This is a genomic window from Kribbella sp. WER1 (assembly GCF_054189145.1).
Genome location: NZ_CM135186.1, coordinates 1,652,647 through 1,667,064, shown reverse-complemented (window position 1 = coordinate 1,667,064; position 14,418 = coordinate 1,652,647). Strand labels below are relative to the sequence as shown.

The following is a 14,418-nucleotide window of genomic DNA, read 5'->3' as shown; positions in this document are numbered from 1 at the left end:
TCCCCCCGGTCAGGGCGGTCAGGTCGAGAGACAACGTTATCTGTAGTCGGCCCGAACAGACAGGGGTGAAAGGTGGTAATCATGGAAAACCCGCAGGGTGGCGGCAGTTAACTGCCATGACAACCCCTGACAACGATGCCCCTGGGAGTGCCGGTAGACACGCCACTGGCGTCGGCGACCGCGACTGCGAGAGGGTGGGGGAATGAGTGCTCAACTGGATCGGGACGCGGCCGGCGCGCTGGTCGTCGGGTTCACCGGTACGACGGCCCCCGACGAGCTGCGGCGCGCGGTGGCCGGCGGCCTCGGCGCGGTCATCCTGTTCACCCGGAACGTCGAGGACGCCGAGCAGGTGGCGGCGCTGACCGCCGTACTGCGGTCCGAGCGGCCGGACCTGATCGTCGCGATCGACCACGAGGGCGGCGAGTTCAGCCATCTGGCGCCGGCGAACCCGTGGCCGCTGGCGTCGCCGCGGCTGCTCGGCGACCTGGACGACACCGAGCTGACCCGCGCGGCGGCCCGGGATGCGGCGGCGACGCTGGCGTCGCTCGGGATCGACCTGATGCTGGCGCCGTCGGTCGACGTGAACAGCAACCCGGCCAACCCGATCATCTCGACCCGATCGTTCGGGCGTACGGCGGATGTCGTGTCGCGGCACGGGGTCGCGTTCGTCCAGGGTGTCCACGACGCCGGGATCGCCGCCTGCCCGAAGCACTTCCCGGGGCACGGCGACGTCGCGGTCGACTCGCACACCGACCTGCCGCGGGTGGACCGTTCGGTCGAGGAGGTGCAGGCGGTCGAACTGGCGCCGTTCCGCGCGACGATCGCCGCGGGCGCGGACGTCGTGATGAGCGCGCACATCATCTTCTCGGCGTACGACGACCGGCCGGCCACGCTGTCGCACCGGGTGCTGACCGGGCTGCTGCGCGAGGAGCTCGGATTCACCGGGGTGATCACGACCGACGCGCTCGAGATGCAGGCGATCACCAGGAACCGCTCGATCGAGGACGCCGCGGTCGCGTCGATCGCCGCGGGCGCGGACCTGGCGATGATCGCGGTCGGTACGGCGGACCCGCAGGCGCTGACCGCCCGCGTGGTCGAGGCCGTGCGGAGCGGTGGGCTGCCGGCGGAGCGGGTGGCCGATGCGGCCACGAGGGTTCGGACGCTTGCGGCTTCGCTCGGTCAACGGAGCCGGCTGTCGGGTCTCGGCGGGGCTCCGATCCGGGAGGTGGCGGCGCGGGTGGTGGCCGGGCAGACGTTCCCGGCGCTCGGCGCGGCGCCGTACGTGGTCGATCTGACCCAGGGGCTGCACCCGGCGTGGAACCCTTATTTCTCAGGGCTTCCGGAGATCTTCACGCGTGTCGCGCCGGGGGCGGACGGTGTCGTCCTGCGGGGCGAGCACCACCTGACCGACGACGGCGAGCCTCAGGACGACGCGATCGCCCGCGCCGCGAAGGCCGCACACGGCCGGCCGCTGGTGATCGCCGTACAGGACGCCGGCCGCACCCCGTGGATGCGCGCGGCGCTCAACCACCTCGTCGAATCCCACCCCGACAACGTCTTCGTCCTCTGCACCGGCATCCCCGAGGACCAGGCGCTGGTTCCAGCAGGCGTCCCGTCAGCCACCACCTCCGGCCGCAACATGGTGGTGCTGGAGGCAATCGCCCGCCAACTCACCCGCTAGCCCTCCTCGCCCCCGACCCATTTCGGAGGTTAACCGCTGAAACTGTCCCTTCACCCTGTGCATGCGTGGTGTGAGGGGACAGTTCGAGAGGTTCACCACTCAAATGCCGGAGGGTGTGGAGGTGTGGTTGATCAGGTCGGGCGGCAGCTGAGTTCGAGGTCCAGGGCGTGCTGCTCGACGTAGTTGAGGGCGTGGCGGACGGCGCCGACCGAGACGATGGCGTCGCCGAGGGAGGAGACGGCGACGCGTGGGGGTGTGCTGGTGTAGCCGGCCAGTTGGTGTTCGACGTCGGGGAGTAGGGCGGCGGCGGCCGCGGCGACGGCGCCGCCGAGGACCACCAGTTCGGGGTTGAACAGGGTGCCGAGGGTCGCGACCACCCGGGCGGTGCGGCCGGAGATGTCCTGAAGGATGCCCTGGGCAACCTTGTCACCGTCGGCGGCGGCCCGGAAGACCTGCTCCGCCGTCACCTCTCCGTCGACGGCCAACGAACGCAATGACGTCCGTACGGCGGCGTCCGCGACCGCCGCCGTCCCGTTCTCGCGGGCGATCCGCGCAATACCGTGGGTGTCCCCAACGCCCTCGACGAGCTTCAGGAACACCATCTCGCCGGCCCCGCCGCGGCTCCCGTGCAGCAGCCGCCCGGAGTCCATCAACCCGGATCCGAACCGCTCGCCGGCCAGCAGTACGACGAGGTCGTCGACGTTGCGCGCCTCGCCGCGCCAGTGTTCGCCGAGGGCCGCGAGGTTCGCGTCGTTCTCGAGCAGCACCGGCCAGCCGTGCAGTTCGGTCAGCCGCTGCGACAGTCCGGTGTCGAACCGCCGCCAGAACTCGTCCGCGACCAGGATGTTCCCGTCCCGGTCCACCGGCGCGGCGACGCCCGCGCCCGCCGCGAGCACCTGGGCGTCCGACACCCCCGCGGACTCCAGCGCCTCGACCACGGTCTCGTGCACGATCTCGGTCCGCTCCGCGGGCGCCTTCACCCCGGCCGCCGACCGCCCGGCCTTCGCGACGGTCTCCCCGCGCAGGTCGGACACCAGTACGGTCGTCTTCGCCGCGCCGATGTCGATCCCGAGCACGTACCCGGCGTGCCCGTTGAACTCGAACCGCCGCGACGGCCGCCCCACCGACGTCCGCCCCGGGTCGAGCTCGACCACCCAGCCCATCGAGATCAGGTCGTTGCACACGGCATGCACGGTCGCCCGGGTGAGACCTGTGGCCTCGATCAGGCCGGTTCCTGTCATCACCCGTGCGCGGTTCAGTACGCCGAGTACTTTGCCCGCGTTCACCCGCCGCAGCATCGTCGGCGTCGCCGTGGGCGGGGTAGCCGGTGGTTTCGCCATCAAAGCCCCTTGACCTCGTCGTCCTATCGACCGCAGAATACATGCAGATTCTAAATTTAGAGCCTATATATAAACCCTGGGTTACCAACAGATTCCGAGTGAGGCGATCGTGACGAGTCCGCACGCGACAGATCCCGACTGGTGGCGGCAGGCTGTCGTGTACCAGATCTATCCGCGCAGCTTCGCCGACTCCAACGGCGACGGCGTCGGCGACCTGCCCGGCATCATCAGTCGAGTCCCGTACCTGGTGGCGCTGGGCATCGACGCGGTCTGGCTGAGCCCGTTCTACCCGTCCGCGCTGGCCGACGGCGGGTACGACGTGGACGACTACCGCAACGTCGACCCGCGGCTCGGCACGCTCGACGACTTCGACCAGCTGGTCGAGTCGCTGCACGCCGAGGGCATCAAGCTGATCGTCGACATCGTCCCGAATCACACGTCCGACCGGCACGAATGGTTCGTCGAGGCGCTCGAGGCGGCCAAGGGACACCCGGCCCGCGACCGCTACATCTTCCGCGATGGCGACGGTGACCAGCCGCCCTCGGACTGGGACTCGGTGTTCGGCGGTTCCGCGTGGGCGCAGACCGACGACGGCCAGTGGTACCTGCACATGTTCGCGGCCGAGCAGCCCGACCTGAACTGGGAGCACCCAGAAGTCCGCGCGGACTTCCTGGAGACGCTGAAGTTCTGGTCGGACCGGGGTGTGGACGGGTTCCGTGTCGACGTCGCCCACGCGCTCGTGAAGGACCTGTCGGAGCCGTTCCCGGCCAAGGCGACCTTGCCGCGGCAGTCGGAGTCGTACGGCAAGCACCCGCTCTGGGACCAGGACGGCGTCCACGAGATCTACAAGGACTGGCGGACGCTGCTGAACACGTACGACCCGCCGCGGTCCGCGGTCGCGGAGGCCTTCGTACCGGCGGCCCGCCGGCACCGGTACGCGAGCGCCGACGGGCTGGGGCAGGCGTTCAACTTCGACCTGCTGCAGGCCGACTTCGAGTACGAGAAGTTCCGCAAGGTGATCGAGGAGAACCTCGAGTTCGCCGAGCAGAACGGGTCCTCGTCGACGTGGGTGTTCTCGAACCACGACGTCGTCCGGCACGCCACCCGGTACGGCCTGCCGAAGAACCCGAAGGGCGGCTGGCAGGACGGCAAGGACTGGCTGCTCAGCAACGGCACCGAGCCGACCGTCGACGTCGCGCTCGGCCTGCGCCGGGCCCGCGCCGCGACCCTGCTGATGCTCGCGCTGCCCGGTTCGGCGTACCTGTACCAGGGTGAGGAGCTCGGGCTGCAGGAGGTCGGCGAGCTGCCGGCCGCGAACCTGCAGGACCCGGCGTACTTCCGCTCGAAGGGTGCCGAGAAGGGCCGCGACGGCTGCCGGGTACCGATCCCGTGGACGGTCAACGGGCTGTCGTTCGGGTTCGGCTCCGGCGGCTCGCACCTGCTGCAGCCGAAGTGGTTCGGGGCGTACTCCGTCGAGGCGCAGCAGGACGACACGGAGTCGACGCTCAGCCTGTACCGCAAGGCGCTCGCCGTACGGCGGGGGCTGCGCACCGGCAGCGAGCTGACCTGGGTCGACGGCAACGACGACGTCCTGCACTTCGTCCGGTCCGGCGGCTGGCAGTGCGTGACGAACTTCGGCGCCGCGCCGGTCGAACTGCCGGACGCCGCGGTCGTGCTGTCCAGCGGCCCGCTCGAAGGGGACAAGCTCCCGGGCGACACCACGGCCTGGCTGATCTAGAGCTGGTCCAGGCCCCCAGAAACGCGCTCCGGTCGGCCGTCCCGAGACGGTCCTCCCCCTGTATGACCGGGGCGTTCCCGCCGGTGCGGGTGTTGTGGCGGATGCGGCGGGGCGGTCGCACCCCACGCCGTCGCCGGTACCGGCGGACATGGTCGTGGCGGGGGCACCGGGCGGTTGCCCCCGTCACGATCCATGGAATGTCAGGATAAGCGCGTGACGACGCTAGCGGACGTGCTCGCAGTACTCGATCGGCTCTACAACCCCGCCTGGGCGGAGGACTGGGACGCCGTCGGCCTGGTCACCGGCGACCCGGACCAAGAGGTACGGCGGGTGCTGTTCGCGGTCGACCCGATGCGCGAGGTGGTCGACGAGGCGATCGACGGCGGCTTCGAGCTGCTCGTCACGCACCACCCGCTGTTGCTGCGCGGGGTGAACAGCGTCGCCGCGACGACGCCCAAGGGCCGGGTGATTACCGATCTGATTCGCGCGGGTGTCGCCTTACACGTCTGTCATACGAACGCCGACAACGCGAACCCGGGTGTGAGCGACGCGCTCGCCGCCGCGATCGGGCTGCGCGACACCCGCCCGTTGAAGGCGATGCCGGCCGAGCCGATGGACAAGGTCGTCGTGTTCGTCCCGGTCGCCGAGACGCAGGCGATGCTCGACGCGCTCGCGAACGCCGGCGCCGGCCAGATCGGCGACTACGAACGGGCCGCGTGGACCGGTGCCGGCGAGGGGACGTTCCGTCCGCTGGACGGCGCCAACCCGACGATCGGAACCGTCGGCGCCGTCGAGGTCGTCCCGGAGCACCGGATCGAGATGATCCTCCCGCGCCGCAACCGTCGCGCCGTCCGGGAGGCCTTGCTCGCGGCGCATTCGTACGAGGAACCGGCGTACGACTTCTACGAGCTGGCCGAGCTGCCGAGCGAGCGCGGCGGCGGGCGGATCGGCGTACTCGAGGCCCCGATGCCGCTCGCGGACTTCGCACGGCTGGTCGCGGAGAGCCTGCCCTGGACCGCGCACGGCGTCCGGGTCGCCGGTGATCCCGAGCGGACGATCGAGAGCGTCGCGGTGGTCGGGGGAGCGGGCGACTCCGAGTTCGCCAGGGTCCGCGCGGCCGGCGTGGACGCGTACCTGACGGCCGACCTGCGGCACCACCCGGCGACCGAGGCGCAGGCGTACGGCGACCCCGCGCTGGTCGACGTCGCGCACTGGGCCAGCGAGTGGCCGTGGTTGGCGGACGCCGAACGCCTCCTGCTCGAAGGTCTCGCGGCCCGAGGCAGTACCGTGGACACTCACATCTCAACACTCTGCACGGACGCATGGACGCTGCGGATCTGAGTAAGGCCGTGTCCAGTGGTTCCGCGCCTACTGCGCGGCACTCGGCACGGCACCTCGCGACCTAAGGAGCCGACTCTGAACGCCGAGCCCGCCGTCCAACGCCGGCTGCTGGACCTGCAGGACCTCGACCTGCAGCTTGACCAGGTCGCGCACAAGCGCGCGTCGTTGCCCGAGCACCAGGCCCTCAAGGACCTGGCCGCCGAGAAGTCCGTCGTCGACCGCGAGCTGGTCACCGCGGACACCGAGGTCAGCGACCTGCAACGCGAGCAGAAGAAGGCCGACAGCGATGTCGAGCAGGTCCGCCAGCGCCGCGCGCGCAACCAGCAGCGGCTCGACTCCGGTCAGGTCACCTCGCCGCGCGACCTGGAGAACCTGCAGCACGAGATCGGCTCGCTGGACCGCCGGATCTCGGACCTGGAGGACGCCGAGCTCGAGGTGATGGAGAAGCTCGAGGCGGCCGAGGTGGTGCAGACCGAGCTGCGGACCCGCGCCGAGGCGTTCGCCGGCCGGCAGTCCGAGCTGGAGACCTCCCGCGACACGACGGTCAAGGAGCTGGACGAGCAACGCGCCGGGGTCGCGGACAAGCGCGCCGTCGTCGCGGCCGAGCTGCCCGAAGGCCTGATCGCGCAGTACCAGCGGCTCCGCGAGCACAACGGCGGTATCGGCGCCGCGCCGCTGGTCGGCAAGCGCTGCATGGGCTGCCGGATGGAGCTCGCCCCGTCCGACCTGAACGCGATCAAGGCCGCCGCTCCGGACGCCGTCCTGCGGTGCGAAGAGTGCGGCCGCATCCTCGTCCGGACGGCGGACAGCGCGGTATGAGCGAGCGAGGCGAGCTCATCATCAAGCGCAGCGCGTTCCGTGCCTCATCCGCGCCCGGAGCGAAGCGAGGACGTGGATGAGCTTGGACCACGTCATCGTCGAGGCCGACGGTGGATCCCGGGGCAACCCCGGCCCGGCGTCGTACGGCGCGCTCGTCCGCGACCCGGTGACCGGGAAGGTCGTCGTCCAGCAGGGCAAGACGATCGGGATCGCGACCAACAACGTCGCGGAGTACTCCGGGCTGATCGCCGGGCTCGAGCTCGCCGCGGAGTACGCGCCGAACGCGTCGATCGAAGTACGGATGGACTCCAAGCTGGTCATCGAGCAGATGGCCGGCCGGTGGAAGATCAAGCACCCGGACCTGCAGCCGCTGGCGATCAAGGCGCAGGGGCTGGCGCCGTTCGGGACCGAGTGGACGTGGGTGCCGCGGGCGAAGAACGCGGCCGCGGACGCCCTGGCGAACAACGCGCTCGACGGCGTACCGATCCCGTTGCGGCCCGCGGATGCGCCGGCGGCCGCGGCGAAGCCGGCTGCGCAGCCGTCGGATCAGCAGAAGGCGATGCGAGGCTGGGGTGCGCAGGCCGAGCCGCCGACCCGGCTGATCTTCCTGCGGCACGGCGAGACGCCGCACACCGCGGAGAAGCGGTTCTCCGGTTCCGGCGGGGACGATCCGGCGCTGAGCGAGAACGGCCGGACGCAGGCACTGGCCGCGGCCGGGTATCTGGCGCGGCTCGGTGGGATCGACGCGGTCGTCACGTCGCCGATGCGGCGGGCGCGGGAGACGGCGGCTGCCGTTGCCGCGGAGCTCGGGCTGGAGGTTGCCGTGGACGAGGGCTGGGTCGAGTGCTCGTTCGGCGACTGGGACGGGCACACGTTCGCCGAGGTCCAGGAGAAATGGCCGGACGCGCTGAACGCGTGGCTGGAGTCGACGACCGCGGCGCCACCCGGCGGCGAGTCGTTCGACGCCTGCGCCCGGCGCGCCCGCTCGGCCCGCGACGGCCTGCTCGCCCGGTACCCCGGCAAGACGGTCCTCGTGGTCACCCACGTGACCCCGATCAAGCTGATGGTCCGCTCGGTCCTGCAGGCCCCGATGTCCTCGATCTTCCGGATGGAACTCCGCCCCGCCACGATCACCGAGGCCCAGTGGTACGCCGACGGCCTCGCGTCCCTGCGCTCCTTCAACCTGGACCCTGCCCTAGTCTGAGCCCATGCCGCTGCAGAGGGTTCGTTTCGCCGAGGACGTTCCGGAGGTTTTCCGGGCTTCGTTGCAGGACATTCGCCGGGAGCAGGAGGTGCCGGCGGAGTTTCCCGCGGAGGTGACTGCGGCGGCGGTGAAGGCTGCCGAGGGCGCCGTACTGCCGGGGCTCGACCGGACCGGCCTGGAGTTCGTGACGATCGATCCGCCGGACTCGATGGACCTCGACCAGGCGTTGCACATCGAGCGGTCCGGCAGCGGGTTCACGGTGTACTACGCGATCGCGGACGTCGCGGCGTACGTGCAGAGTGGCGACCCGATCGACACCGAGGCGCGCCGCCGCGGCGAGACCCTGTACGCGCCGGACAAGCGCACCCCGCTGCATCCGCCGGAGCTCTCCGAGGGCGCCGCGTCGCTGCTGCCCGACCAGGTTCGCCCGGCGCTGCTGTGGACGGTCACCCTCGACGCGTCCGGCGAGATCACCGGCGTCACCTGCGAACGCGCGCTGGTCAAGTCGCGCGCGAAGCTCAACTACGCCGGTGTCCAGAAGGACCTCGACGCCGGTACTGCGTCCGAATCGCTCCAGCTGCTCCGCGAGGTCGGCAAGCTCCGCGAGCAGCGCGAACTCGACCGCGGCGGCGTCAACCTCCCGATCCCCGACCAGGAGGTCGTCACCTCCGACAGCGGCTGGGGACTCGAGTTCCGCGCGCCGCTGCCCGTCGAGGGCTGGAACGCGCAGATCTCCTTGCTCACCGGCATGGCCGCCGCGCAGCTGATGATGAAGGGCAAGATCGGCATCCTCCGCACTCTGCCCGAATCGCACGACGACCTGCGCCGCAAGCTCGGCAACACCGCGAAGGCGCTCGGCATCGACTGGCCGGCCGACGTGTCGTACGCCGAGTTCATCCACGGCCTCGATCCGGCGACCCCGGCGCACGCCGCGATGCTCGCCGCCTGCACCGTACTGTTCCGCGGCGCCGGCTACACGGCCTTCGACGGCAGCGTCCCGGACAAGCCGCAGCACGCCGCGATGAAGGCGGAGTACGCGCACGTCACCGCACCGCTGCGCCGCCTCGTCGACCGCTGGACCGGCGAGATCTGCGTCGCGCTCTCGGCCGGCACCGACGTACCGGCCTGGGTCCGCGAGTCGATGGACGAGATCCCGAAGATCATGGACGACGCGGACCGCCGCGCGCACGCCTACGAACGCTCGATCGTCAGCATGGTCGAAGCCGGCCTGGTCGCCGACCGCCTCGGCGCCACCTTCGACGGCGTCGTCACCGACGTCGACGACAAGGACCCGAACCGCGGCATCGTCGTCCTCACCGAACCCGCCATCGAAGGCCGCGTCACCGGCCCCGCCCTGCCACTCGGCCACCAGGTCCGCGTGAAACTCGTCGAAGCCGACATCACCCGGCGGACCGTGGCCTTCGAACTAGTCGGCTAGGTAGTCCTCGACGGCGGCGCTTGTTCGTTCGAGATCGTTGGTGGCGAGGAGGTCGATCAGGGCGCCGCGGAGGATGGCCAGGACGGCTGTGCGGCGGGCGTCGGACTGGGTGGGGTCGCTGGCTTTGAGGAGGTCGAGCCAGTCGTCGACGGTCGAGCGGGCGAAGTCTGCCCAGGGGCCGTCGGGGGCCACCAGGGAACGGCCGTAGGCCTCGACCCAGAAGGTCATCAGCGGACGGCGTTCGGGGGCGGACAGCCAGGTCCAGAGTTCGCGGGTGATGACCGGCAGGCCGGGCGGGTCGTCGTACCGCTGCTCCGTGGTGCGGAGGAGTTCGAGCTGGTCGGCGCGGCCGCGGGCGAGGAGGGCGCGGATCAGGCCGTCCTTGCTGCCGAACAGGAAGAGCAGCACCCGCGGGCTGGAGCCGATCGCGCTCGCCAGCGGGCGCAGCGACAGGTCGGCCAGCCCGTGGGTGAGCGAATAGGAGTAGGCGCGCTCCAGCAGTTCTTGCTGTCGCGCGGAAGGGCCATCTTTTTGAGAAAGCACTGTCGTTGTGGTCGGCACGGGTCTAGTATTGCTCACTGAAACACTCGTGTCAGTAGATCGGGTAGGGTTGATGACGAAACTGATCCGGAAACTGGGGCAGCCGGGTGACCTCGGCTGGGTGGTGCAGGCGCATGCGGAGATCTATGCGCAGGAGTACGGCTGGGCGGCGGCGTACGAGACACTGATCGCGCAGATCGTCGCGCAGTACGCCGCCGACCACGACGACGCGCGCGAGGCCGCGTGGATCGCCGAGGTGGACGGGGAACGGGCCGGGAGCATCTTCTGTGTGCGCGGGCCGGACGAGACGACGGCACAGCTGCGGCTGCTGCTGGTGACGCCGGCGGCGCGCGGGCTGAAGCTCGGCGCGGAGCTGGTCGACACGTGCCTGGAGTTCGCGCGGTCGGCCGGGTACAAGCGGATGGTGCTGTGGACGAACGACCCGCTGGTGGCGGCGCGGCACATCTACCTGGCGCGCGGCTTCCGGCTGGTGAGCTCCGAGGCCCACGAGCTGTGGGGCGACAAGCTCACCGGGCAGACGTACGAGCTGGATCTCTAGTGTCCTGAGTCGGACACTAGCTCTTGCAGACCGGGGCGCCGGGGGCGGCGGTCTTGTAGATCACGTGGGAGAGGAACGTGTTGAGGTAGCCACTGGTGACGGTCAGCGCGTGCCGCGGGTCGGCGCTGCCGAGCGGGAGGAACCGGCGCAGCGGGTAGGCCAGGTAGTAGACGCCGTAGTCGGTGAAGTTGAAGTGCCGGGTGCCGGGGACGGTGGCGCACCACGACGTACCCTTGCTTGCCTTCAGCAACGACAGGGCGCGGTTGCGGTCGGTGTCGTTCTTGGCGTCCGGGCCGCAGACGCTGGTGATGCAGGAGTCGTCGGCCCCGAGCAGCAGCATCGGTGCCTGCACCCCCTTCGTCACCACGTCGCCGAACTGGTAGCCGTCCAGGTCCACGGCGGCGGCGCAGCGCTGGTCGAGCCGGCAGGCCTCCAGCGAGGCGGCGCCGCCGAACGAGTGGCCGACGTACGACGGGCCGACCGCGGGCTCGACCGAGTTCGGCAGCGTCTTCGCGACCATGCCGGCCGCGAACCGGGCGTCGGCGGCCCAAATCGTGACCAGGTGGTCGCCGGCCTGCTGGGCGCCTTCGTTGTCGTCGCCGAGGTTCGGCGGGTTCGCGTCCGGCTTGCTGGTGACCGGTTCGCCGCCGAGGACGGTCAGGTTCGCGCTGTACGTCGGCGTGACGCCCGCGACGAGGTATCCGTGGCTGGCGAGGTCTTCGGCGAGGGCGGCGTACATCGGGGCGGACAGGCCCATGCCCGGCATCAGTACGACGACCGGGAACTTGCCCGGCGCGATCGCGACCCGGTCGAGGGCGCGGTCCTGGAGGGTGTCGAACGGTCCCTCGAAGAGTGACGCCGGTGCCTTGAGGTGCAGCCCGCTCCACTCGTCCGGCGCGTACTGCACGTGCGGCCCGGTCGTGCTTTTCGCCACCGGGTACCAGAGCCAGACCGCGAGCCGCCGCGGCCCGTCCGCAAACGGATCCCGCCGCGGACCGTCGGTCCACTCGTACGTCCGCCGCCCGACCTGGAACCCACCGGTCGGCTCCGGCAACGACACCGGCTCGGACCGCTGTACCAGCACCCAGCCCACATACCCGGCCCCACCCAGCAGCACAACCAGCAGCAGGATCACGACACCAGTACGCACCCGCCTCCGCATACCACCAAGTTTCTCATCTGCGACGGGTCCACGCGGGCACCAACATCCGTCGGAGGCAGGTCAGGGATGCAGCCCACTCGCACCGGCGACGGCGAACATCCTCGCCCTTCCGGTGGGGGACACGGCGTGCGCACGCTCCGGCCCGGCCGATCCGCCGCCGAGCACCACCACTGCTCCGACCTTCCCGACCACCCACCCGTCGCTGTCGAGGACCGCGAACGAAGGGCCGTACCTGACGACAGTGCATCCGGGCGGCCAGGCGACCTCGACGAAGTGGTCGCCCGTCTGAACCCCGATGTAGTTCGAGGCGACGGCAAGTACCCCCTCGAGGCGTGCCGCCAGGTTCTTGGCCGGGCGCTCCTGGAGCGTCAGGCGCGGCAGTTCGTCGGTCCCCACGCAGTTGATCGTACGGCGATGTCGAAGTGGGGGAGGTGGTTCCGACGTTTCGGGTGTTCTGTTGGGTTGAAGGAGGATTGCGATGAGTTTGCCGGATGTTGTCGGGCGGGACGAGTGGGTGGCGGCGCGGCGGGAGTTGCTGGCTGCGGAGAAGGCGTTCACGAAGGAGCGGGACGCGTTGAACGCGCGGCGGCGGGAGTTGCCGATGGTGCTGGTGGAGGAGCCGTATGTGTTCACGGGCGCCGACGGGACGGTCAAGCTGGTTGACCTGTTCGAGGGGCGGCACCAGTTGGTCGTGTACCACATCATGTACCCGCCGGAGTGGGACGCCGCCTGCCCGAACTGCACCGGGTTCGTCGACGACATCGGGTCGCAGCGGGCGCTGAACGAGACCGACAGTACGTTCGTTCTGATCTCCCGCGGACCGTACGAGAAGCTCGCCGCCTACAAGGCCGAGCGCTGCTGGCAGCACCCGTGGTACTCGTCGGCCGGCACGACGTTCAACTACGACTACCACGTGACGCTCGACGACGCGGTGGTGCCGTTCGAGTACAACTACCGCTCGAAGGCCGAGTGGGACGAGCGCCCGAACGCCGACTTCATCCAGCAGGACCAGCCGTTCGACCTGCACGGCCTCAGCTGCTTCCTGCGCGTCGGCGACGACGTCTACCACACCTATTCGACGTACGGCCGTGGTCCCGACGCGATGACCTTCTCCGTCAACGCGCTCGACATGACCGCGCTAGGACGCCAGGAGCCCTGGGAGAAGCCGGCCGGCCGCTCCGTCCCCAAGGACGACCACTGTCACTAGTTAACGAGGTTCGCGATCGCGGCGGCGCGTTCGTCGGGTGTGAGGGTCGCGGTGTCGAGGACCAGGTCGAACGGACCTTCCATACCGTGACCCTCGTGCCCTCGCGCGTTGCCCAGGTGACGCCCGTGGGTGCGGAGGTCTTCGCGCTGTTCGACGACGTCGAGCGGCGCCCGCAGCGCGATCCAGCGGACGTCGTACGCCGCGAGCGCCGCACGCCAGGCGGGCATGATCGTGGCGTCGACAGGCATCTCGTCGAGGATCACGTCGTTCCCGGTCTCGAGGAGCGCGACGACGGCCGCGCGCATGCCCTCGAACATCCGGACCCCGGCGTCGCCGTAGTACGTCACGATCCGCGGCTTGCCGTCCTCGTCGGTCACCGTCTCCTGCCAGAAGCCGGGACCAGGCCCGCGGACGTGACCGCCCCAGTCGGACGGGAACATGTCGTAGAAGTGGTCGAGGCCGACCAGCATGTGCGGGTCCGGGAGCAGCAGCTGGAGTTTGCGGGCGGTGGTGGACTTGCCGACGCTCGAGGTGCCGACGAGGCCGATCAGGCGTCCGGGCATCGGGGTCCTCTCGGAGGGGGGAACGGGCCGGTCATATAAGCCGGATTCTGTCGAGTGCGATCATCCATCTACGGTGACCGTTGCCGGGCACCTCCAGCGGCCTACCCGCGAGCTCGGGCGGGCAGCCCTCGAACGCTCGCGCGGACGGTGGTCTCCCACCGCCCTTCTTGGCCTTGCTCCACGTGGGGTTTACCTAGCCTCCGCAGTCACCTGCGGAGCTGGTGGTCTCTTACACCACCGTTTCACCCTCACCCGCACTCCTGTGAACCACGGGGTTCACCGGAGCCGCTGGCGGTCTGTTCTCTGTGGCACTGTCCCGCGGGTTGCCCCGGGTGGGCGTTACCCACCACGCTGCCCTGTGGAGTCCGGACTTTCCTCGGCGCCCCGGTCACGAGGACCGGGACGACGCGATCGCCCGACCGACCCGTTCCGTCCTCTCAGGATACGGCCTCGGGGGACACCTCCGGCCACAGGCCGTCCGCGCCCCGGTGATACGGCCGTACGGCGGTCACCGCGTCCAGGTTCAGCGGCCCGTAGATGTGCGGGAAGCTCGTCCCGGTGCCGTCCAGGTCCTCGTCGCAGAGCGCGGACACCAGCCGGGCGGTGTCGATGACCAGCAGGCAGAGCTGTCCGTCGACGTCGTCGTACGCGAAGTTCGCGACCATCGCGACCTGTTCCGGGCGGGAGGCGTGGATGAACGTCGCGCCGTCGTCGAGGCTCTTGCCGCGCGTCGACCACCGGTAGCACCCGGCCGCGACCGCCGCCTCCCACTGCTCTGGAAACGCGATGTGGAAAATCGTTGCCATAGAGCAAACGCTAGTGGATT

14 protein-coding genes and 1 other RNA gene are annotated in these 14,418 nt (G+C 70.2%); 8 read left to right on the top strand and 7 right to left on the bottom strand.

The features are described from left to right. Positions 1–202 precede the first annotated feature (202 nt). The gene (gene nagZ, locus ACXJJ3_RS08085; RefSeq protein ID WP_458169346.1) at positions 203–1,681 is read left to right on the top strand and encodes a beta-N-acetylhexosaminidase; all 1,479 of its coding nucleotides are present in this window, start codon (positions 203–205) and stop codon (positions 1,679–1,681) included. Between the two features lie 131 nt (positions 1,682–1,812). On the opposite strand, the gene ACXJJ3_RS08080 is transcribed toward nagZ, so the two are convergent. Continuing rightward, complete coding sequence (locus ACXJJ3_RS08080) at positions 1,813–3,021, bottom strand: ROK family transcriptional regulator (protein ID WP_458169345.1); 1,209 nt, start codon at positions 3,019–3,021, stop codon at positions 1,813–1,815. A 109-nt stretch (positions 3,022–3,130) separates the two neighbouring features. Here ACXJJ3_RS08080 and ACXJJ3_RS08075 point away from each other — a divergent pair, with 109 nt between their 5' ends. The 5 genes from ACXJJ3_RS08075 (at position 3,131) to ACXJJ3_RS08055 (ending at position 9,561) form a co-directional block, all read left to right on the top strand. After that, positions 3,131–4,759, top strand: coding sequence for a glycoside hydrolase family 13 protein (locus ACXJJ3_RS08075; RefSeq protein ID WP_458169344.1), 1,629 nt, complete (start codon positions 3,131–3,133; stop codon positions 4,757–4,759). Between the two features lie 213 nt (positions 4,760–4,972). After that, positions 4,973–6,100: a Nif3-like dinuclear metal center hexameric protein gene (locus ACXJJ3_RS08070; RefSeq protein WP_458169343.1), complete on the top strand. Its 1,128-nt coding sequence runs from the start codon at positions 4,973–4,975 to the stop codon at positions 6,098–6,100. A gap of 15 nt (positions 6,101–6,115) precedes the next feature. Further along, positions 6,116–6,919 carry a zinc ribbon domain-containing protein gene (locus ACXJJ3_RS08065; protein WP_458169342.1) on the top strand — a complete coding sequence of 268 codons (804 nt, stop codon included), beginning with the start codon at positions 6,116–6,118 and terminating at the stop codon, positions 6,917–6,919. A 76-nt stretch (positions 6,920–6,995) separates the two neighbouring features. After that, the gene (locus tag ACXJJ3_RS08060; protein WP_458169341.1) at positions 6,996–8,123 is read left to right on the top strand and encodes a bifunctional RNase H/acid phosphatase; all 1,128 of its coding nucleotides are present in this window, start codon (positions 6,996–6,998) and stop codon (positions 8,121–8,123) included. A 4-nt stretch (positions 8,124–8,127) separates the two neighbouring features. Then, a complete protein-coding gene (locus ACXJJ3_RS08055; RefSeq protein WP_458169340.1) occupies positions 8,128–9,561 on the top strand; it encodes an RNB domain-containing ribonuclease in 1,434 nt (477 codons plus the stop codon). Here ACXJJ3_RS08055 and ACXJJ3_RS08050 read toward each other — a convergent pair. Beyond that, positions 9,550–10,122: a TetR/AcrR family transcriptional regulator gene (locus ACXJJ3_RS08050; RefSeq protein ID WP_458169339.1), complete on the bottom strand. Its 573-nt coding sequence runs from the start codon at positions 10,120–10,122 to the stop codon at positions 9,550–9,552. The two genes, ACXJJ3_RS08055 and ACXJJ3_RS08050, sit on opposite strands and share 12 nt — an antisense overlap. Before the next feature lie 52 nt (positions 10,123–10,174). Between ACXJJ3_RS08050 and ACXJJ3_RS08045 the strand changes: the two genes are divergently transcribed. Next, complete coding sequence (locus ACXJJ3_RS08045) at positions 10,175–10,660, top strand: GNAT family N-acetyltransferase (protein ID WP_458169338.1); 486 nt, start codon at positions 10,175–10,177, stop codon at positions 10,658–10,660. Positions 10,661–10,676: 16 nt separating this feature from the next. On the opposite strand, the gene ACXJJ3_RS08040 is transcribed toward ACXJJ3_RS08045, so the two are convergent. Further along, a complete protein-coding gene (locus tag ACXJJ3_RS08040) occupies positions 10,677–11,810 on the bottom strand; it encodes an alpha/beta hydrolase (RefSeq protein WP_458169337.1) in 1,134 nt (377 codons plus the stop codon). Positions 11,811–11,882: 72 nt separating this feature from the next. Next, the gene (locus ACXJJ3_RS08035; protein WP_458169336.1) at positions 11,883–12,218 is read right to left on the bottom strand and encodes a hypothetical protein; all 336 of its coding nucleotides are present in this window, start codon (positions 12,216–12,218) and stop codon (positions 11,883–11,885) included. 82 nt (positions 12,219–12,300) lie between these two features. On the opposite strand from ACXJJ3_RS08035, the gene ACXJJ3_RS08030 reads away from it, so the two are divergent. Continuing rightward, positions 12,301–13,029, top strand: a complete 729-nt coding sequence (locus ACXJJ3_RS08030) for a DUF899 domain-containing protein (RefSeq protein WP_458169335.1) — start codon at positions 12,301–12,303, stop codon at positions 13,027–13,029. Here the strand turns inward: ACXJJ3_RS08030 and ACXJJ3_RS08025 are convergent. The 3 genes from ACXJJ3_RS08025 to ACXJJ3_RS08015 all read right to left on the bottom strand — a co-directional run bounded on the left by ACXJJ3_RS08025 (position 13,026) and on the right by ACXJJ3_RS08015 (position 14,398). Beyond that, entirely contained in the window at positions 13,026–13,592 is a 567-nt protein-coding gene (locus ACXJJ3_RS08025; RefSeq protein WP_458169334.1) for a phosphotransferase-like protein, read from the bottom strand. The two genes, ACXJJ3_RS08030 and ACXJJ3_RS08025, sit on opposite strands and share 4 nt — an antisense overlap. A gap of 19 nt (positions 13,593–13,611) precedes the next feature. Next, positions 13,612–14,019, bottom strand: an RNA gene (rnpB, locus tag ACXJJ3_RS08020) — RNase P RNA component class A. Positions 14,020–14,029: 10 nt separating this feature from the next. Continuing rightward, positions 14,030–14,398, bottom strand: a complete 369-nt coding sequence (locus tag ACXJJ3_RS08015; RefSeq protein WP_458169333.1) for a DUF952 domain-containing protein — start codon at positions 14,396–14,398, stop codon at positions 14,030–14,032. Positions 14,399–14,418: the final 20 nt, after the last annotated feature.

What these genes read in the sequence shown, in the direction of transcription:
- ACXJJ3_RS08030 (WP_458169335.1), top strand. Translation starts at nt 12,301, where the DNA reads ATGAGTTTGCCGGATGTTGTCGGGCGGGACGAGTGGGTGGCGGCGCGG.
- ACXJJ3_RS08055 (WP_458169340.1), top strand. Translation starts at nt 8,128, where the DNA reads ATGCCGCTGCAGAGGGTTCGTTTCGCCGAGGACGTTCCGGAGGTTTTC.
- nagZ (WP_458169346.1), top strand. Translation starts at nt 203, where the DNA reads ATGAGTGCTCAACTGGATCGGGACGCGGCCGGCGCGCTGGTCGTCGGG.
- ACXJJ3_RS08045 (WP_458169338.1), top strand. Translation starts at nt 10,175, where the DNA reads ATGACGAAACTGATCCGGAAACTGGGGCAGCCGGGTGACCTCGGCTGG.
- ACXJJ3_RS08025 (WP_458169334.1), bottom strand. Translation starts at nt 13,592, where the DNA reads ATGCCCGGACGCCTGATCGGCCTCGTCGGCACCTCGAGCGTCGGCAAG.
- ACXJJ3_RS08080 (WP_458169345.1), bottom strand. Translation starts at nt 3,021, where the DNA reads ATGGCGAAACCACCGGCTACCCCGCCCACGGCGACGCCGACGATGCTG.
- ACXJJ3_RS08060 (WP_458169341.1), top strand. Translation starts at nt 6,996, where the DNA reads ATGAGCTTGGACCACGTCATCGTCGAGGCCGACGGTGGATCCCGGGGC.
- ACXJJ3_RS08015 (WP_458169333.1), bottom strand. Translation starts at nt 14,398, where the DNA reads ATGGCAACGATTTTCCACATCGCGTTTCCAGAGCAGTGGGAGGCGGCG.